At 49.3% G+C, this 20,651-nt stretch carries 15 protein-coding genes; 3 read left to right on the top strand and 12 right to left on the bottom strand.

The annotated features are described in order from the left end of the window. Positions 1-22: 22 nt before the first annotated feature. From AAHB90_RS02710 to AAHB90_RS02670, 9 genes are all read right to left on the bottom strand, one after another. Positions 23-1,033: an NAD-dependent epimerase/dehydratase family protein gene (locus tag AAHB90_RS02710; protein ID WP_342083364.1), complete on the bottom strand. Its 1,011-nt coding sequence runs from the start codon at positions 1,031-1,033 to the stop codon at positions 23-25. After that, positions 1,030-2,151, bottom strand: coding sequence for a hypothetical protein (locus AAHB90_RS02705; RefSeq protein ID WP_342083363.1), 1,122 nt, complete (start codon positions 2,149-2,151; stop codon positions 1,030-1,032). The genes AAHB90_RS02710 and AAHB90_RS02705 overlap by 4 nt, the downstream gene beginning before the upstream one ends. After that, positions 2,148-3,359, bottom strand: coding sequence for a serine palmitoyltransferase (gene spt / locus AAHB90_RS02700; RefSeq protein WP_342083362.1), 1,212 nt, complete (start codon positions 3,357-3,359; stop codon positions 2,148-2,150). The genes AAHB90_RS02705 and spt overlap by 4 nt, the downstream gene beginning before the upstream one ends. Before the next feature lie 449 nt (positions 3,360-3,808). Then, positions 3,809-6,955 (bottom strand): efflux RND transporter permease subunit, encoded by a 3,147-nt coding sequence (locus AAHB90_RS02695; RefSeq protein ID WP_342083361.1) that lies wholly within the window; start codon positions 6,953-6,955, stop codon positions 3,809-3,811. Between the two features lie 21 nt (positions 6,956-6,976). Beyond that, a complete protein-coding gene (locus tag AAHB90_RS02690) occupies positions 6,977-8,026 on the bottom strand; it encodes an efflux RND transporter periplasmic adaptor subunit (protein ID WP_342083360.1) in 1,050 nt (349 codons plus the stop codon). 197 nt (positions 8,027-8,223) lie between these two features. Further along, positions 8,224-9,540 carry a TolC family protein gene (locus AAHB90_RS02685; RefSeq protein ID WP_342083359.1) on the bottom strand — a complete coding sequence of 439 codons (1,317 nt, stop codon included), beginning with the start codon at positions 9,538-9,540 and terminating at the stop codon, positions 8,224-8,226. 56 nt (positions 9,541-9,596) lie between these two features. Beyond that, on the bottom strand, positions 9,597-10,208 hold the full coding sequence (locus tag AAHB90_RS02680) for a TetR/AcrR family transcriptional regulator (RefSeq protein WP_342083358.1): 612 nt from the start codon (positions 10,206-10,208) through the stop codon (positions 9,597-9,599). Between the two features lie 157 nt (positions 10,209-10,365). Continuing rightward, positions 10,366-10,860 carry a DUF421 domain-containing protein gene (locus AAHB90_RS02675; protein ID WP_342083357.1) on the bottom strand — a complete coding sequence of 165 codons (495 nt, stop codon included), beginning with the start codon at positions 10,858-10,860 and terminating at the stop codon, positions 10,366-10,368. A 64-nt stretch (positions 10,861-10,924) separates the two neighbouring features. Then, entirely contained in the window at positions 10,925-11,914 is a 990-nt protein-coding gene (locus AAHB90_RS02670) for an FAD:protein FMN transferase (protein WP_342083356.1), read from the bottom strand. Positions 11,915-12,673: 759 nt separating this feature from the next. On the opposite strand from AAHB90_RS02670, the gene AAHB90_RS02665 reads away from it, so the two are divergent. Next, positions 12,674-14,257: an amidase gene (locus tag AAHB90_RS02665; RefSeq protein WP_342083355.1), complete on the top strand. Its 1,584-nt coding sequence runs from the start codon at positions 12,674-12,676 to the stop codon at positions 14,255-14,257. A gap of 6 nt (positions 14,258-14,263) precedes the next feature. Here the strand turns inward: AAHB90_RS02665 and AAHB90_RS02660 are convergent, their stop codons facing one another. After that, on the bottom strand, positions 14,264-15,721 hold the full coding sequence (locus AAHB90_RS02660; RefSeq protein WP_342083354.1) for a hypothetical protein: 1,458 nt from the start codon (positions 15,719-15,721) through the stop codon (positions 14,264-14,266). Between the two features lie 274 nt (positions 15,722-15,995). On the opposite strand from AAHB90_RS02660, the gene AAHB90_RS02655 reads away from it, so the two are divergent. Next, complete coding sequence (locus tag AAHB90_RS02655) at positions 15,996-17,723, top strand: hypothetical protein (protein WP_342083353.1); 1,728 nt, start codon at positions 15,996-15,998, stop codon at positions 17,721-17,723. Here the strand turns inward: AAHB90_RS02655 and AAHB90_RS02650 are convergent. Both AAHB90_RS02650 and AAHB90_RS02645 read right to left on the bottom strand, forming a co-directional pair. After that, a complete protein-coding gene (locus AAHB90_RS02650) occupies positions 17,720-18,505 on the bottom strand; it encodes an alpha/beta hydrolase (protein ID WP_342083352.1) in 786 nt (261 codons plus the stop codon). The two genes, AAHB90_RS02655 and AAHB90_RS02650, sit on opposite strands and share 4 nt — an antisense overlap. A 102-nt stretch (positions 18,506-18,607) precedes the next feature. Next, complete coding sequence (locus AAHB90_RS02645; RefSeq protein WP_342083351.1) at positions 18,608-19,195, bottom strand: Crp/Fnr family transcriptional regulator; 588 nt, start codon at positions 19,193-19,195, stop codon at positions 18,608-18,610. Between the two features lie 147 nt (positions 19,196-19,342). On the opposite strand from AAHB90_RS02645, the gene AAHB90_RS02640 reads away from it, so the two are divergent. Continuing rightward, a complete protein-coding gene (locus tag AAHB90_RS02640; protein ID WP_342083350.1) occupies positions 19,343-20,596 on the top strand; it encodes an asparagine synthetase B in 1,254 nt (417 codons plus the stop codon). The last annotated feature ends 55 nt before the right edge of the window (positions 20,597-20,651 follow it).

Here is a 20,651-nt window from a genome sequence, read left to right as displayed (position 1 = left end):
ATGATCAAGCGGGTACGATAGGTTAAAGCCACTTATTCTCCTTATACCAGGTCAATGTCTCTGCCAGGCCTCTGTGCAGATTGTATTGCGGTTGGTAATGCAGATGATTTCGGGCCGCATCTATACTACAGATCCAGTTAGGGGCTGTGAGTTCTTTTAGTTTTTCTTGGTTTAAAACCGGTGTTGTTGATGAATTTGCATAAACAAGATCCAGGAACCGGGCGATCGTTTCGACGAGCATCAGCGGCAGGTGCGTGCGAAAAATCTGCTTTCCGCTGATAGCCCTGAACTGGTCTGCCAATGCGTAACGGTCATATGCCTGTCCGTCCGAGATATTGTAAACCGTAATTTCCTTTTCCGTTTCCCTCAATGCGGCCATGGTAGCCGTCACGAGGTCTGTTACATACACGAAACTCAACCTTTGTGGTCCTTTGCCGATGTAGGCATCCAGACCCTTGCTGAGTGTTTTAAAAAGGACAAACAGGTCCTTTTCGCCGGGGCCATACACTGCTGTCGGGCGGATAATGCTCAGCGGCAGGCCATTTACTGTTCTCAGGTATTGCTCAGCCAAAAGCTTGCTTTTTCCGTAATCCGTCACCGGAGCAGGCAAGGTTTCTTCTGTGATCGGCTGGGCTGCGTTGTACGCCGCGGGGCCTAATGCCGCGAGGCTGCTCAAAAACACAAACCGCTTCAATGGAATATCCGCAGACACGGCAGCCTGCGCCAGGTTCAGCGAATACTCCGCATTGACCTTATTATAGGCAGCAGCGGTTTTGGCTTTTGTGACTCCCGCCGCGTGGATGATATAGGTATAACCCCCATCATCCAGCAGCTTTGTCAATTTATCTTTGGAACTGAAATCAGCATTCACATACACGAGGTCCGCCGGATCTGCATTCAGCTTTTTGAGGAAACTCAGGTCGCTGCTCGGCCTCACTGCTGCATGTACTTCCATGCCTGCTTCGAGTGCCGCCGCTACCAGATGGTAACCTATAAATCCGCTGGCCCCTGTTATGAATAGCTTTTCTTTCATATCGGTTTCTCAAACAATCTGTACCGTTTGTACAGCTTTCCGTTGATCTGCTCAATGGCGTGGTTCATCAGATAATTATCTTCCAGCATCCATGAGCATTCCCCGCCCGTCACTTTGGTGCCGTAGGTGTTTTTGATAATGCGGCCGTACAAACAGGCTTCAATACCCATTTTCCGGTAGCCGTCGATCACCCCCAGCGTGAGTACGCGGATACGTGTGATGTTTTTCTTGCCAAACAGTAATTTGAAAATTCCGGTAGGCAACAAACGTCCACGCTTGATTTTGATCAGAATCTGGTTGATATCCGGAATACCGAGTATAAATCCAACCAGTTCGTTGTCTTTTTCAGCCACCAGGCAGTACCTCGGATCAAGGATCATTTTCAGGTCCTTGGCCAGGTAGTCGAATTCCGCCTCGGTCGTCGGCACGAAACCCAGGTTCTTGTCCCAGGCCTTATTGTACACTTCCCGGATCTTCACGACCTCGTTTTTGAAGTCTTTCAGATTCACTTGCCGGATCGTGATACCGCTTCGTTTGAGCCTTTCCTCCAACGCGTCGATCATCCTCACCGACCTGTCATTGGAATCCGCCACATTGATTTCGTAGGCCAGCAAATCGGTTTTCTTCGTCAAACCTGCATTTTCCAGCAATGGCAAATAATATGGCGCATTGTAAGGCATCATCGCCATCGGCGGCCGGTCATACCCTTCGATCAGCAGACCGCAGGTTTCGTTGGTTGACAAATTGACCGGTCCTACGAGCGTATCAGCCCCTTTTTGCTTAACCCAGGCGGTGGCTTCCTTCAAAAGCGCATCCACCACCTTCTGGTCGTTCACCGTATCGAAAAAGCCGAAAAAGCCGTCCTTCCGATTCGTAAACTCATTGTGGTTCGTATTATAAATCGCCGCTATCCTTCCGTTCACTTTGTCTCCGTCGTAGGAGAGGAATAGTTTCACCTCCGAATGCTCATGGAACGGGTGCTTACCCGGTGTGAGCATGTCTTTTTGAGCAATGAACAGTTCCGGTACATAATTCGGATCATGCTGATACAGATCATGGGGAAAATCAATGAACTTGCCTAATTCCTTCGGAGTGCTTACGGGGGCTATGCGGGTCATAGTCTTTGTCTTTCGATAATTGCGTCAGGACAAACCTCACGGTAAATGCGGGACATTTTGTCAACTGCCTCTTCGATCTGGCTGAATGTATGTGTAGCCATCAGCGAGAAACGGATCAGCGACTGTTCCGGGCGTACCCCTGGTGAAACCACCGGGTTCACGAAAACCCCCTCGTCCTGCAATCTGCGTGTCATGATGAAAGTCTTCTCGTTGTCGCGGATATACAGCGGCAGGATCGGGCTTTCGGTTGCGCCCAGGTCGAAACCATTCACGAGCAGCAACTCTTTCGCGTATCTTGTATTGGCCCAAAGGCGCTCCATGTGGTGCGGCTCTGTTTCGATAATGTCCAACGCAGCCAATGTGCTTCCCACAGATGCGGGCGTCATGCTCGCGCTGAACATCAGTGAGCGTGCGCGGTGTTTCAGGTAATCGATTGTAGCGGCATCACCAGCTATGAATCCACCGAGAGAAGCCAGCGACTTGCTGAACGTTCCCATAATGAGGTCGGTCGTTTCGGTAAGGCCGAAATAAGAAGCCGTTCCTGCACCTTTGTCCCCAATCACCCCAAGGCTGTGTGCATCGTCGACAAGCACCGTCGCATCGAATTCCTGGGCGATCGCATTCAGTTCGGGCAGTTTTACGATATCGCCTTCCATACTGAAAATACCGTCCGTCGCGATCAGCTTTACTGCTTCCTCTGGCAACAGGCTCAGCTTTTTGCGCAGGTCGTTCATATCGTTGTGCGCATACTTGATCACTTTCGAAAACGAGAGGCGGCTTCCATCGATAATGGATGCGTGGTCGCTTTCGTCGAGGATCAGGTAGTCGTTACGGCCGGTGAGGCACGACAATGCGCCCAAATTGGCCTGGTAACCTGTACTGAAAAGCACTGCACCTTCTTTTCCTACATATTTGGCCAGGCGGCGCTCCAGTTCCTCGTGGATATCGAGGGTTCCATTAAGGAAGCGCGAACCTGCGCAACCTGTTCCGTACTTCTGGGCCGCTTTCTGCGAGGCTTCGATAATGTAGGGGTGGGATGTTAATCCCAGGTAGGAGTTGGACCCGAACATCAGGACCGGCTTCCCGTTAATAATAACCTCTGTGTCCTGTCCGGACTCGATCGGTCTGAAAAAAGGATATACACCTTTTGCTCTTGCAATAGCCGGATCTTTGAATTCGGCAATGCGATTATTTAAGATTTTACCCATAGTAAATTTGTGTCAGAATCAACAGCTTGTTTTAGTGGGGTGCCTACCGGCATCAGGCTGCGGCCTGATAAAGACATCAGGCAAGTCAGTTGGTATTGTAGCAATTATTTCCCATGTTAAGTACAATTAGATCGTGAGTCTGGTTATTGATTTTTTCGCTTGTTGACCCGTCATCGATTGCCTTTCAAAACATAATTTTCGCCGTTGGCTAACTCATATTTTCATTCGGCAACTTTTCGGGTTAAGTGATAAACCCAATACCGGGCGGACTAGTTCATTAAAATACCCGTTCATTTTGTATTTTCCCGGTAAAAAGAAAAAAAATGTTTTGCCCCGTTTCCGTGCCCGGACCTGTAACCGCCAAGCTCTGACCGACTTTGCGTTTGCAGGAGGATTTAAAGGAGGCCGGACAAAACATTAATTTTTTCATGTTACCAGACTCAGTTTCTCTAAATTTCTTCCACTACAACGCTTTCCTGTACCCTACCCGACCTCGTACGCCAAGCATTCCACTTTTCTCCGAGCCGGTCCACTAAGTAATATGCCATCGGCACCAGGTAGATCGTGAGCAACATCGAACTCGTCAAACCGCCGATGAGCACCCAAGCCAACGAGTTTTTCCACTCTGCCCCGGCACCTGTGGCCGTGGCTATCGGCACCATTCCAATCACCATCGCGATCGTCGTCATCAGGATCGGACGGAGACGTTCTTCGCCGGCAATGAGGATCGCTTTCCGGAAGGGCATGCCCAATGCCTTTTGCTGGTTGGCGAAATCGACGATCAGGATCGCGTTTTTCACGACAAGACCGATCAGCATCAGCATACCGAGCATGGCGAATATGCCAATGTTGGATGACGACAACGCCAGCGCCAGCAGCGCTCCGATCACCGCTACCGGGATCGAAAACAACACGACGAACGGGTACACAAAACTGTCGTAGAGCAGCACCATGATGAAATACACCAGCAACAGCCCCGCCAGCATGGCCAGCCCAAGTGAACCGAAACCTTCGCTCTGGTTCTTCGCGTCACCGCCCCAGGTAAGTATAATGTCGTCCGGGAGCGGATTTTCCTTTAAACCGGCCTGAATATTACTCACCAGCGTTCCCGATCCAATCCCTAATGTATTGGCGGTTACTGTAACGGATGAGCGACGATTTTTTCGCTCAACAATACTTGGGCCAGTACTCAGCGTCACATCTGCAAACTGTGCAAGTTGCACGGATTGCTTAGCAACCGGACTATAAAATGTGATCGCCTTCACATCTTCCGGGTTTTTGCGGTCGAATGCGTCGAGCATAATGCGGATATCGTAATCCTCACCTCCGTCACGGAATTTGGAATCGTCATTACCGGCGAATGCATTCTGCATCGTAGCGCCCACGGTCTGGATGTCCAGCCCCAGTTTCGCCATCTTTTCGCGGTCGATATCCACGCGTACCTCCGGGTTACCCGCTTCTACCGACACGTTCACATCGTTAGCACCAGGCGTTTTCCGCAAGCGGTTGGCCAGGTCGTTGGCGGCTGTCAGGATTTTGTCCAGGTCTTCGCCGCTTAGGAAAACTTCAATAGGTGCCGTCCCTGAATTCACCATCCCAATGGCGGCCGAGTTGAATTCGACTCCTGCGAATTTCCGTTCCAGTTCTTTCCGAACGGACAGCATATAATCCTCTGTCGGCTGGGCATTCTTGCGTTCCTTCACAGGTATAAGCTCCACTGTGAGCTCTGTGCGGTTGGTTTCGCCCCTGCCCGAGCTGTTCAGGCCGGTGCTAGCGCCACCTACATTCGCGAAAATCGTTTTTACTTCCGGCTTTTTGCGCAGATAGTCTTCAATGCTGCGCGCCGTCAGGTTGTTCTGTTGCAATGAGGCACTTTTATCGAGCTTCATCGTGAGCAGGAATTTACCCTGATCACCTTCCGCCACGAATTCCGAACCGATAATGCCCAGGCCCATTACCCAGCCCGTCATGACCACGATCGCCACCAATATGCCCGAGAAAGCCAGTTTGTGCCCCAGTACCCATTCCAGACTACCGTGGTACCATTTTGTTATCGCCGTCAAACCTTTTTCAAACCAGATCAGAAATGCCTGCGCCGGATTTTTTGGGTTAAGACGTTCGACCTTCGCCATTTTGGACGTCATCCACGGAGTTAATGTGAAACTTACCAGCAAACTAACCATTGTCGCGAATGCAACTGTCAGTGAAAACTGTCTCAAAAGGTCTGCAATCACCGAATTAACGAAAGTAATCGGCACAAAAACGACCACAATCACGAGCGTAATAGCCAATGCGGCAAAGCCGATTTCAGTCACACCTTCCACTGTCGCGTCCCAGCGGTTTTTACCCATTTCCAGGTGGCGCTGGATGTTTTCCAGGATCACAATGGAGTCGTCGACCAGGATACCGATTACCAGCGAGAGCGCCAGGAGCGTCATCAGGTTGAGCGAATAGCCCATGACGTACATAAAAAGGAATGCGGAAATAAGTGACGCCGGCACGGAAACCATGACAATGAATGCATTCCGGAAACTGTGCAGGAACAGCAGCATTACCACTGCCACCAGGATCACGGCGATAACCAAATCGTGCGTCACGGCCTCGACAGACTCCAGCGTAAATATCGAACTGTCGTAAGCGATCGCAAATTTGATATTATCCTTCGCATTAGCTTTTTCAATGGATGCCAGTTTCGCCTGCACCGACTTGCTGATCTCGACCGCATTCGCATCGGACTGCTTCTTGATAAACAAACCAATACCATTCACGCCGTTGTAGCGGCTGATGCTTTCTGCGTCGGTAAGGCCGTCGGTGATCTCGGCCACATCACCAACGCGGATCGGGCTGCCGCTCACAGGCGAAGTGATTACGAGGCTGCGAATATCATCGAGCGAGGCAAATTTACCCGCCAGGCGCAATGTCATATTCTCCGACGTGCTCTTCACCTTTCCGGTCGGGAAGTCCAGGTTCGCCTGGTTAATGGCCTGCGTTACCTGTAAAAGAGACAATCCGTAAAAACGCAGTTTATCGTTATTCACATTAATGCGGATCTCGCGCTGGTCTCCCCCGGTCATAGTAATTTCGGCCACCCCTTCGATCTGCTGCAACATCGGCAGGTATTTGTCTTCTACCTGTTGATAAAAGACTTCGTTGGGCAAGCTCGATGTCGCCAGCAGCTGCATGATAGGCTGGTCGCTCGGCGAGATTTTGGATAATGACGGTGTCTCTGCGTCATCGGGCAAGTCGCTGAGCATGTTATTCACATCGCGTTGGGCGTCTTCCAATGCCTTATCGATGTCTGTACCAGCCTTAAACTGCACGATCACAAGCGATGCACTCTCCATCGATTTGGAAGTAACATCTTCAATATTATCCAGGCCGGACACCGCATCCTCTATCTTCTTGCTGACCTCGGCCTCTACCTCCGTCGGCGCCGCGCCTGGATATAATGTGGTTATGGTGATGGTCGGAACGGAAAATTCCGGCAGCAGCACATAGCTAAGCTGATTGTAGGAAGCCAGACCGCCAATGAACAGGATCGCGAAAAGCACGATGATCATCGACGGGCGCTTCAATATGGTTTCAATGAATTTCATGAGCTTATTGATGAAGTGTTACTATTGAGCGACAACCGATGTTCCGTTTTGCAGGTTAATCTGCCCGCTGGTCACAACACGGTCGCCAGCTTTCAGACCTTTGGTAATTTCATAGTACTCGTTCGTCGTCGCGCCTACGGACACATCGCGCAATGCAGCCTTGCCATTTTCGATCACATACAGTTGCGGCTGCTTTGCGGAGCCCATAATGGCCTGCCGCGGTACGGCCAACGCCTCGCCCTTCACGCGTGACGCGCTTGCTATCGAGCCATACATGCCCGCTTTCAAAGGATTTACCGATGAATTCGCTACGGTGATCTCTACCGGATAGTTATGCGCTTCGTCACCTTGCGCGGCAACCATCGTCACCCGGCCATTGAAGTTCGCGTGCGGGTACACATCCGTATGCACGGGGATGCTTTTTCCGGTCCTGAATTCATTCACCGATTTTTCCGGAATATTTACCACCAGTTTAAGCGAGGAAATATCCGTAATCTCGGCAATAGGTGTTCCCTGACTTACTACCGAACCTTTTTCCACCATTTTGGCAGTGATAATACCGCTGAAAGGTGCGATAATGCTGGTATTCTTAATCTGCTTTTTCAGCTGTTTGATCTGCGCTTCGGTGCTTCTGATGCTCAGCTGCGTCCTTTCCACATTCACTGCCGGAGTCGCATCTCCTTTTACGAGTGCCTCATAACGCTTCAAGTCATTTTGGTAGCCTTCCAATGTCACCTGCAAAGCCTCGACCTGGTAATGCAGCTGCTCGTCGTCGATTTTCGCGATCAATTGCCCGGCTGCCACGTGCTGACCAACCTCGATATTCAGTTTCACAATTTCGCCGCCAGCCTGCGGACGGATCTCAGTTTTTCGATTTGGGTTAAACGACCCCAGAAAACCAGATTCCTGCGAAAGATCGCGTAACTCCGCAACCGCTACTTTCACCCCCACCTTTGGATCAGGATCGGGGACATATACTTTCTGCTCTGTTTTTTCCTTGTTGCTCAGCAACTTAGCTGCCGTAAGCCCCAGCACGGCAATAATTCCCAGGAAGATGAATAGACGTTTCATTGTAGAATGTTGAATGATTGAATGTTCAATTTTGAATGATTGAATGACTGAATGATTGAATGATCAATTTTGAATGAGCGATGATTGAATAGAATTCGATCAGGCAAGTCAAGTAAGAAGAATAGCAAATTCATTCAATCATTCAATCATTAATCTTTAGTTGTTAATGAATACCGTGTCGTTGATGAAGTATAATGTTATTTCTGAACCAGCTGGCCGGTGGCTTTTTTCCATTCCAGCTCGGCTTTCAGGATTTGCACGAGCGAGGTCAGGTAGTTGCTCTGGGCATCGAGCAGGCTGTTTTCGGCCTGAATCACGTCGGTGAGCGACACGGTTCCTTCCTTGAACTGAAGTTGGATCTGTTTGTAAACCTTCTCCGCAAGTGCCACCTGCCCTTTCTTCGCATCGATATTCTTTTGCTCCACACCGAACTTGTTCCGTGCGTTGTTTTCCTCCATTTGAATAGCCTCGCGTACTTGCCTCAGCTGAACATCGAGCTTTTCCCTGTCTATCTGGTTCTGGCTGCGTTTCGCCCGTCTTGCCAGACCGTCGAATACATTCCAGTTGAGCTGTAAACCGGCCCAGTAACCAGGCACGTCCTGGAAAGTCGAGTTTTCGCCTCCCTGAGCATAGAACGCCATGTTCGCTACACCATAGGCATTCACCGTCGGAATCAGCCCGGAGCGTATATTCTTGTCCTGCAACTCGTTAAGGTCCTTTTGCTTTTGAAGAAGGGCCACGTCGGTGCGCCTCGTTTTGTCCCAATCTGCGTAAACCGGCAAGGCTACATCCCGAACGTTAACTATTATACGTATAGAATCGCTTTGTGGAATTCCCGTGTAGTATTTCAAAAGGTTAACCAGCTGATTGTAATTGTCTTTCAGTGTCGCCTGCTGGGTTTCCGTGGCCGTTTTGTTGATTAATATCCTGTCCACATCCACACGCTGGCCGAGTTTGTTTTGATAGAGCAAATCAGAAACCCTGTAAAGTCTGTCCAGCGATATAAGGTTGCTGTCCAGAAAGGCCATTTGCTGGGCCACGGTGACCAGGTTGTAATAAGCGTCCGTCACGTTGTAGGCCACATCTTCTTTCGTCTTCGTGGTACTAAGAGACGTCAGTTCACGGTTCAGGTTGGCAGCTTTCAATGCATATTTCACCGACGGATTATACAGTGCCTGAGTCACTTGTGCGGTAGTCGAAAGGTTATAAGGTAGCCCGAATGCGAGCGTACTAAACTCCCCTTCCGGCCCACCGAAGGCGCTTGCAGGCACGACTTGCCCCGGAATCTTGAAATACCTCTTATAATCTCCGGACACGTTCAGGCTGGGTAACAGCGCCGATCGTACCTCGTCGATCTTCGCACTCGTTTTGGCTTCATCGAGCCGCGCGGCCTGAACGCTGAAATCGTTTTTCATGGCCAGGTCCAATAATTGGTTGAGGTCGTACTGCTGCGCCTGCGTCCGCTGAAAAAGCATCAGGCACAGCATCCCCGTGACATGGAACAGGTGTTTCATGGCTAGAACAAATGTTTATTTTAAATGTTTGTTTAATGAAGCGGCAAAAAAAATGGCTATCCGATCACGAGATAGTTGCACACCATTGCCTTAATGTGCTCCTTTTGTTCTTCCGCGTATTTAGCGAAATCCTCATCGTTCATCATAAAAAGCTCCTTATGGATTTCCTTTCCCATGAAAATGAATTCGACGCCGCATTTGATCAGCGGAAGGATATTCTCGAGCTGCATGGGCCGCAATGTCCCGTTCGCCGCACCTTCCTCCAACTGCTTTTTTAGGTATGTCTCCCGCACTTGCCTGAAAATCGACATGTCCGGAAAAAGCCTCTGCGGCGCTTTATGGATTTCGTTCATGATGAAAATGATCAGATCAGGTTCCTTTTTCATCATTTCGAAGTCATTGTCGATGATCTCCGAGATTTTGGCTTTTATATCAATGTCCTTGTTCAGGATCGTGAGCATGTTCTGAAAGTAGTCTTCCAGCACGTCTTTAAAAATTTCAAGAAACAGTTTTTCCTTGCTTCTGAAATAATAGTTCGTCAACGCAATATTCATGTCAGCCTCCTTCGCAATGTCACGCGAGGTAGTGCCGTCAAAACCTTTTTTCAGAAAAACCCGTTTTGCCGCCTCCCTTATCTTGTCTTCACTTTTTTCTGTAACGCACTTCACGATACTTGTCGATTAGGTTTTGTTAATGATCGCAGCTGCTTATTGAATCAACGGTTCAAAGTTGTGCAATAGAAATCAAAACGCCAAATGTTTTAAATGATAAATTTAAACAATCATTTAAAATATATATTTGAAACTAGTATTTGTCAATTTTGTCCTATTCTTTTCCCTTCCGTACGAAACTGATCTGCCCGTTATTCTCCATGTATGCACGCTCAATGCTATCGAAGGTTTCAACATTCATCGTATTACGCAAGCTGGCATAAAGATCTGATTCACTGATTAGTGCACGGCGCATATTCTCATAATCTAGCTTTCCCTGATCAAAAAGCACGATCTTCTGTCCTTTGATCAAAACTCCGAAGCGAAAGTTTAAAGTCCCAACCCAGGCCCCAAGACGGTGCAATACGGCGATCACCGTAGCGGATGCGACGGTAGGCAAAAATTCAGAAGCGCCCACCAATGCCCGGCTGAGTATCGCGCCAAGCAGGATTACAATGATGTTGTCGAAAGGGGATTTCATGCCGAAAGAGCGCCTTCCGGCGATGCGAAGAAGGATGAGCGTGATGATAAAAATCACCACCGCCCGGAGGGACATCTGGAGAACGGTCTGGTTTTCACCTTCTCCGAACAGTTGGGTAATGGTTTCCATAGGGTGTCAGTTCGTTTTCTGCATGATCTGCAAAAAACAAACCAGCTATCCCGTGCGGGTAGCCCTAGTTGAGCATATTCCATTCGGCAATACGGTCGCCCTGCTTTTCGACGAGCCATACCCTACTGCCCCTGAAATGTTTGAGGTATTTTTTGCTCTTTTTGATTCCGGCCACACTGAATGCCGTTGCCAGTGCGTCGGCCACGGTGCCATCTGGGGAAATGACCGTCGTGCGGACATGGAATAACAGGCCGATACCCGTTTTAGGATCGACAATATGCGAGTAGCGGACTCCCTTGTATTCCATAAAGCGGTACGTAGGGCCGGAGGTGGCGAGCGCCACATTGGACAGTTGCATGGCTTTCAGCGAATCGCTGCCGTTGGAAACATTGATATTCCAACCTTTGGTACCGGGAGGGGGATTGGTCAGGACAATTTTCCCGCCCGCGTCCATCATGGCCGAAGTTATGCCCAGCTTTTTGAGCTCCTTGATGGCTTCCTCGGCAGCGTAGCCCTTTCCAAGGCCGCCGATATCGAGTCTCATGCCCTTTTGCGTCAGCATAATGCTCCGCGAGTTCGCGTCCATTTTCAGTTTTAAGTACCCCGTACGTCCCAGCGCATCACGTATTTCCTCCTCAGACGGGAATATACCCTTGCGCGTCGCGTGACGCCACATTTGCACCACGGGCCCGAGCGTCGCGTCGAAAACGCCGCCTGTTTTGGCGCTGATACCCTGCGAAACCGCCAGTATATCGAAGAGGTCTTTGCTTACCGGCACCCATTTTCCGCTTCCCGACGACGCCGACAGCCTGTTAATCTCACTGCCATCGCGGTAATCGCTCATGATCTCGTTCAGTTCTTCCACTCTTTTAAATGCATTACCGGCCGCGACGTTCGCGATCGAATCATTGGGTGCATAAAAAACAAGCTTGAAAGGCGATCCCATCAAGCCCTTTTCAAAAGTGTAACGCATTTGCTGTGCGTGGAGCGGGAATGCAAAAGTGGCCAGGCACGCCAGAAAGAAAGAATTATAAAATTTTGAAAATGAATGCATTGTAGATAGTCACAGGTAATCGCTCGGCAAATTACTTCATTTCGTGCAATTAGACGACCGCATCCCGGTGATAATTCCGGTTGGCCTGTAACGACGAAAGGGGGTATGAACCTCCCGTCCATACCCCCTTTCGCTTCCGGTACTTATATATCAGTATTCGCTATACTCGTCAATCCAATTGCTTTCCTCAGGTTGATGATGTGCATTTATTGCATCTTTAATCAGTCCCGCTCCGATGAATGGCAGGGAAACAACAGTCGAAATAATCATCGCGAAAAACATAATAGTTGCAAAAAATAACTTCCCGGAATACCCAATTACGTTTGATAAGAAGTTCATGCTATTGCAATTATTTGTGCTAAAAATTATAGTCAAAGTTAAAAAAATAACCGTGCCAATTCAATAAAATATAGCTATTTTAGGATATAATTTAATGATTTATAGAGCTTTTATGACAGTCCGGAGAGGATTAGTAGCACGGGTTCTACAAAGCCAGGAATCATTTTCCACTATATGTAACCAACCGTGAAATTAATTTTACAAAGACTTGCCCTTCCCGATTCATGAGTAATTTTTTTGAGGCTTTTTTTAGAATTTTTTTTGCTGCTATCCTCGGCACTGCCGCGCTGCTTACCGGCATCATTTTATCGCCCTTCCTTCTGGTCATCTGGATCTGGAAAATACTCATGGGGACACCGCCACGTCGTTAAAACAGGAGTTCCTATATTGCAGGTGAACACAACCTGTCCATTTACGCTCATGAAAAGAAGAAGTTTTATCCGGCTCGGCCCGGCAGCGGGGCTATTTGCCTTGATGCCCGCTTTTGCCTGGCAGCCAGGCCGCGCTACTGCTCCTGGAGAATATGCGGAAATGACCGTAGCCGAAATGCAAAAACGCATGCAGTCCGGCCGATTGACCTCTTTGGCATTGACACGATACTACCTCGGTGAAATTGCCCGTACCGATCAGGCCGGACCAAAGCTGGCATCGGTGATCGAAATCAATCCGGATGCACTCCGCATTGCGGCTTTGCTTGACAAGGAACGTAAATCGGGCAGAATCCGGGGCCCACTGCACGGTATACCGGTCCTCATCAAGGACAACATCGATACGGCCGACCACATGAAAACAACCGCCGGCTCGTTGGCACTGCTTGACAATGTGGCTTCGAAAGACGCATTTCTCGTAGCCCGACTGAGGGAGGCCGGAGCGGTGATTCTTGGCAAAACCAATCTCAGCGAATGGGCCAATTTCAGATCGACACGGTCGTCGAGCGGATGGAGCAGCCGGGGCGGGCAGACCAGAAATCCTTACGTGCTCGACCGGTCCCCGTGCGGATCGAGTTCCGGCTCGGCGGTTGCGGTCGCAGCCAATCTTTGTGCCGTCGCGGTCGGCACGGAGACAAACGGCTCGATCGCCTGCCCTGCATCGATGAACGGAGTCGTCGGCATTAAACCGACCGTCGGGTTGGTGAGCCGGAGCGGCGTGATACCCATTTCGAAAACCCAGGACACAGCGGGCCCATTCGGACGGACCGTGGCCGATGCGGCCGCATTGCTGAGCGCTATGGCCGGCCAGGATCCCGCTGATCCAACCCAGCATAAGGCCCCGCAGCCACTCCCCGCCGATTATACCACGTTCCTGGATGCCGGGGGACTAAAAGGAAAGCGCATTGGCGTAGAAAAAACGATGCTTAAAAAGCACGAGGGAATAGATTCGTTACTCGCAAGGGCCCTCGAACAAATGAAAGCGGCCGGTGCCGAAATTGTGGAAGTGGAGTATATGAAGGTACAGCAGCTACCGGGAGCGGAGTCGATGGTGCTGCAATATGAGTTCAAAGATGGTATTAACCGCTATTTATCCGCCTCTAATGCGAAGATCAAATCGCTGGAAAGCCTTATCGCTTTCAACAATGCAAACAAGGCGAAGGTAATGCCGCATTTTGGGCAGGAGCTTTTTGAACTGTCGCAGGCGAAAGGCGATTTGAACACCAAAGAATACAAAGAGGCCCTGGAAAAAATTAATGGCGTGGCAGATGCTTTGAACAGCCTCTTCGACAAACACCGGCTCGATGCATTATGTGGTCCATCCACAGGTGCGGCATGGTGTATCGACGTTGTCAATGGTGATTTCTGGACCGGCTACGGCTCCTACGGCCCGGCGGCTTTGTCAGGCTTCCCGTCCATTACGTTACCAATGGGTATGCTCAACGGACTGCCGGTCGGCATTTCATTCCTAGCGAGGGCATACCAGGAACCCGAGCTCATTCGCATCGCCTATGCGTACGAGCAGGTGGGACGGCATCGCGTGGCGCCAGGTTTTTTGAAGAGCGTGCGGTCCTGACGCCTCCTAACGTGCCAGATACATCTCGTAAAAAGAACCTTTCTGGCCAAGAAACTGATTGGCTTCCTGTTCCGAATAAACCGCTTTACCCAGCTGGTAGAAATCTTCGTATTGGTTATACGGATAGGGTTTGAATTTTACCTTATCAGGAAACAGCGAGTGCATCACAACATTTTCCGTAAGCGCACGCTTGATATGGGATAATGGGACCACCAAGCCTAGAACAAGGAAAATGAAAATCGGGTAAGCGACGCGCATTTTGTACCAGCCGGGGTGCTCCTGTACCCATTCCGCAAAACGGTGCAATATGAATAGCGACAGCAGCGTGAGTACGGGCGTGCTTCCGCGCAGGAACCAGTCGTTCCATTTACCCATCCGGAAGAGCGATATCGCGATCAGTAGCAGGAAAAGGCTGTGAATGACATGGGCATATTCACTTTTATGCAGCTTCAATATCAGCACAATGCCATAAAGTACCGCGAGATCGATCACGACGCCGAAGAAGTAATGGAATGCGATCTCATTCAGCGGATTAAACTGCCAGATAAAGCCGGAGACTACGGAGTTTTTTCCCTGTAAAAAGAAAAAGAAGGTAGGTATAAAGAGCAAACCAGGCAGGAAGAGATCAAGCATAGTCCGGGGCTGGAGAAAATACCGGGGCTCTTTGTAGTAGCGAAGGATGATCAGCATCCCGAAAATGATCACGAATACAATCGAAGGGAAGATCCCCCAGATAAATATCGAAATAACGGCTAAAAAGCTCTTTTCAGGCTTTTTGACATATACATAATCATTGAAGAGAATGCACGAGACAATGATGATCGGAATGAGCTGATTGGGCGCCCACTGAGTCTGGTAAAGAACCGGCCATATCTCGGTAAAAAATGGCGGAACGTGGTAATTGAGACCGATTGCGCGCAGGAAAAGTACTTTTGTAACATGCCCGATTCCGCCCAGAGATAGAAAAAACACCAGCGAAAGGTAACTTTTTCTCGTAAAAATAAAGATCCAGCAAATACCAATAAAAAGCCCGACCGACGCCCACAGGTATAAGGCAATGCCCGAAAGCTCTCCCAAACCTTTCGAAATCAAAGCGGGAACGAGGAAAAAGCCGAAGTAATGGCAGGCATAGCGGCCATTCTCCTTGAAAGTGACGGGCCACGACTGATTATAAAGGGTATAGTATTTCGAATTATGGGCCCAGAAATCAAACGCCTGGAAGCAGAAGCCCCCTATCCCCGAAAAAGCGATGATCGCGAGCGAAACGAATCCGATCTCGACCATATGACGGGTTGCCAGGTCGGTTTTCAATGTCTTTTGGCGCTGATAGCTGATCACGTACATGAATACGAGCCCCACCACCAGACAAATCGAAATAGGCATCCTGAACCAGCTGATTGAAAAAATCAGGTTCGGAAGCAGCAAATAACCCAGACTTAAATTGCGAAGTACAGTTGTTTTCATTCAGCACCCTATATCCAACAGGTAGTTCCAAAAAGCGTTTTTCAAAGAAATCGGACAAAGCTAATAGAATATCTTGTCATCAAATAGTGACAACCCTTCGATTGTAACCGTTGCAACGCCCATTTCATTTTTATATTAAATATACCAAAAATCGGCAGCCGGAAAGCAATCTACTTTGCAAACGGACCATCATTTATCCTTCCACATGAACATGAATCGCAAGTAACCTGTCGTGTTTTAAGCCTTTTCTGCGGAAATCCCTAACCCGACTTTCATGGACAGAAGACAATTCGTAACAAACAGTGCGCTGGCATTTTGCGCATTGCCCGTAATACCCGCGGCGGGAGGCATCGTGCCACGTCGCGCAGAAGCCCGCATTCAAGCGGATACTATGCCCGAGTGGCTCCGGGCGCTGGTGAAACAGGCCGACAAAAGCATCGAATCCCTGCTTACTTACCAGGTGAAAGATCCCCAAAGCCCGGACCTCGGGGGCCTGCGCGATGGTTTCGACCTGCTTAACCCGCACAGTACCTCCGCGTTGATCCAATATGGCGCCAACGGTTTATTCTCCCCTGCTTCCAAATTCTACCGGTCGAAAGAATTGCTCGCGGATATGAACCTGGCTGCTTTGTATCTGATCAAGATCCAGCATAGCGATGGTACGATCGATCTTCTTTCCACCAATTTCCATTCGACGCCCGACACCGGTTTTCTCGTGAAGCGACTGGCGATGGCTTATAAACTCATCGAACAATCGGGCACCGACGGCGCCGATCGAATGCTGCCTAATCTCAAAACCTTCCTCCTGCGCGGGGGCGACGCGCTGAGCGTGGGAGGTATCCACACGCCTAACCACCGATGGGTGGTATCGGCTGCATTAACCAAACTCAACGAGCTCTGGCCCAATCCCAAATATGTTGCGAGAGCGGAACAATGGCTGGCCGAGCACATCGATATCGACCGCGACGGACAGTATAATGAGAAGAGTACATTTATTTACTCCTCCCTCACCGACCGCCTGCTCATCACTGTCGGCAAAGGCCTTAAAAAACCGGAGCTTTTTGATGCCGTCCGCAAAAACCTCGACATGACAATGTATTACGTACATCCTAATGCCGAGATCGTCACCGATGCCTCGGGAAGGCAGGACAAAGCCATCGTGGGTACGCTTGAAAACTACTACTATCCCTATCGCTACTTCGCGATCAAGGACGGGAACGGACAGTACGCGGCGATGTGCCGGCTAATTAAGAAGACCGCCAGTGCGAAAACGGTCGGTTTCCTGGATTACTTTCTGACCGATCCTTCGCTTTGGGTGGAATTACCGGCCGAGAAACCGGTGCCGGTCAATTATGTAAAAACCTTCCCGAATTCCGGCCTTGTGCGCATACGTCGCGACCGTTGGGACAGCACGCTGATCGCCAATAATCCGGTCTGGTTTACATTCATGAAAGGAAATGCAGTGCTGCAAGGTGTGCGATTCGCTTCTTCTTTTTTCGGCAAGGGCCAGTTTCAATCGGAGAAAATCCTTGAAAACGGCAAGGAATGGGTGCTTATGCAGAAGCTCGACGGGCCTTACTTTCAACCTTACCCGAAGGAATCCATTGCACCGGACGGCGATTGGGAGAAAATGCCCCGGAATTTCCGTCCGCAAAGCGAGGTGCAAATCCTGGAAACGAAGATCACTGTCCGGGAAACCTCTGGTGGGATGGAAATCGAGGTGATAACGAATGGTACCGAGCGGGTACCGGCTGCATTGGAACTGATTTTCAGACCGGGCGGAACGCTCAATGGTGTTTCCAAAATTGAAAACACCAAAGATGCGTGGCTGCTGAAAGAGGCAACCGGCTCCTATGAACTCGACGGTGATACCATTTCATTTGGTCCGGGGCTTGCGCTGCATAAGAACATTGCATTACGGGGAGCCTTGCCGGCAATGGAAGCACCTACGGTTTTTCTAACGGGTTTCACGCCTTTCAGGCATGTGATCCGCTTTTCTTAATGTTTGCTGATCCAATCGAGGATGTAATCGGCATCCTCTTTCCAGGTAGGCTGGCCAAGTACGTAGTGGTTACGACCAGGAAATTCTTTGTAATCCACTACCGAGCCATTGTTTTTGTAGGCTTTGAAATTGCGAAGATTCAGCGAAGCAGGGATGATATTGTCGAACTCCCCGGAAGTGATCAGCAACGGAGCATGTGCTTTTTTGAAATCCACCCTTGCAGCGGAAGTAATACCGCCACGCGCTACGGTTTTAGATTCGGGAATTACGTTTTCTTCCCAGGTTTTCATCTGTTCTTCGAGCGTCATGCCATTGGTGAAGGCGTATTGCCAGTCGGCGAGCGACATCAGGTAAGTTTTTTTCAGGGAAGTAAATAATCCGAATACTTTGTAACCTGCTTTCAGGAAGGAAAATTCATAAGGGATAACGCCTTGTGGTGGTACGGGGTGAATGGCGATACCGGCCACACCCAGGTCGCGGTTAATCAGAATTTGTGTAATCAACCCACCGAGTGAGTGACCGATGATGATCGGTTTTTCGGGTAATGATTTTACAAAATTGGCATAATGGTCGACCAGCTCTTTAAATGTCAAACCGGCCAGGTCGGTGTCGTTGGGTTGTCTGTCCCTGAGTTCAGCGGCGGGAGCATCTTTGTAAGGCCAGGCTGGTGCGTAAGTGGTGTAGCCCTGATTTTCAAAATAAGTTTTCCATTGGTCCCAGCCATTGTGGCTTACAAATGCACCTGTTACAAATACGACGGTTTTGGTGTTATTGGCTTTCATGATTTCTATCGGTTAAAAGTTGATTTTGTTTTCGTGTTCCTCTTTGAACATGACAAAATTCAGCACGTTGGCCGACTATATTCTTAACCCAGGTTAAGATCGTCATTTACCCACCATTCTTTTTCTTATTCTGCTCAGCGAAGGCGCCTGAATGCCCAGATATGAGGCAATATGGTACAAGGGGACATTGTTAAAAATGTCGGGATGGTTCTGGATCAGTTCGAGATAGCGCTGCTCGGGGGTACGGAACATGAACTCCTCGGCGCGGTTCATGGCCAGGTTAAATGCAGTTTCCGCTACCAGCCGCCCAAAACGCTCCCAGTGGTGCGATTTACCATACAATTCGGTTAGGTGGTTGATATGGATATATAAAATCGTCGATTCCGTCATCGATTCGGTGTAGTAGCTACATGGCGTCTGGGTTACAAAACTTTTGTACGCTACCACCACCTGGTTTTTTGAGAAAAAAAAGACATTCTTTTCATCCGCGGATTCATCATCAATATAGTAAGTCCGGAACACGCCATCGAGGATGAAACCCAGGTATTTGCAGACATTCTTGTATTCATTATAAAACTCTCCTTTGCCGTAGGTCTTTCTTTGCCAGTAAGGGGCCGACAGTTCAAACGCTTCGGCATCGATTCCCGCAAATTGATTAAGTGCGTAGTTGAGGATTTGTGTTTCGGTCATGATTTTGCTGGTGAGTAGAGGTATATTCCAAAAATAGGCAGCGGCTCCACAAAAACCTCATTACCAGCTACCTAAAATACCGATTATTCGTTAAATTTGATTTACCTCCCCTGACGATGCAGCTTCGGACTTCAAACGTTTCTTACTATGCCTAGAAAGATTCTACCGCTCATGCTGGTTTTCCTGTCGCAAGTCTGCCTCGCAAACCAGATACTGATCCCGATGGACAATACGCAAACCAATCATTTGAAGGCGTACGGACTGGCCTACATTCTGCTGAAAGGGGATATTGAAGTGGACTGGCTGCTCAATTACCGCGGTGGCAGTTTTAAGGTTCAATACAGTAAATCCATTGAAAATGAATGCAAACTGAGGGCGGTTTCCTACGAAGTACTGTCGGAAGCGGCGAGTGCCCAGATCGTGAACGATATCAGCAATCCGAATGTGAATATGGATGTTGTGAAACTGTTCAAAGCGGCGAAGATCGCGGTTTATTCACCTATTAAAATCAGCCCGGCCGAATTTGAAAACACCGACGCGGTATTGCTCGTTCTGAAATACGCCGAAATCCCTTTTGAAGTCATTTACGACGAAGAAATCCTCCGCGGAGACCTTCCGAAATACGACTGGCTGCATTTACATCATGAAGATTTCACCGGGCAGTTTGGCAAAAACCTGCGCCGTACCAGCGAGGCCGATATCAAAGCACAGGAAGCAATTGCCAATCGATATGGTTTTTCGAAAGTACCTAAAATGAAACTGGCTGTCGCCAAAGCCATTAAAGAGTTCTGCGCGGGTGGTGGTTTCCTGTTTGCCATGTGCTCCGGAGCAGAAACGTTCGATATTGCCCTGGCGGCGGAAGGCGTCGACATTGTTGATAACCTCGACGGCGACGGCATCGATCCCGATGCCCAATCCAAGCTGGATTTCGACAAAACATTTGCCTTTTACAATTTCAAGCTGCAACTCGACGAATACGACGGGATGAATTTCTCGGATATCAACTCCGCCGCAGGCCGTTACCGCGGTTGGGGTGAAAACGACGCTTATTTCTCCCTTTTCGATTTTTCGGCCAAATGGGACGTGATACCTGCCATGCTCGTACAGAACCATGAGCATTTGATCCGCGAGTTTTTTGGGCAAACTACTGCATTCTCCAAATACACCGTTAAACCCAGTTCGCTCGTCATGGGCACCAGCAGCACATCCGATCGTTACATTTACGGCGAGCTCGGACGCGGCCAATGGACCTTCTACGGTGGTCACGACCCCGAAGGCCGCGGCGGCGGCGGTCGCCGTATGCCTACCGACCTCAATCTATACCCCAATTCCCCCGGTTACCGGCTGATACTGAATAATGTACTATTTCCTTCCGCACGGAAGAAGAAACGGAAGACTTGATAACCCATAATTGGCCCCGGGTAATTTGTCATTGACTTCCGCAAAGATTTTGGGT

It is taken from the genome of Dyadobacter sp. OTU695 (genome assembly GCF_038440355.1).
Lineage (GTDB): Bacteria > Bacteroidota > Bacteroidia > Cytophagales > Spirosomataceae > Dyadobacter.
This window is presented reverse-complemented; position numbering and strand designations above follow the sequence as displayed.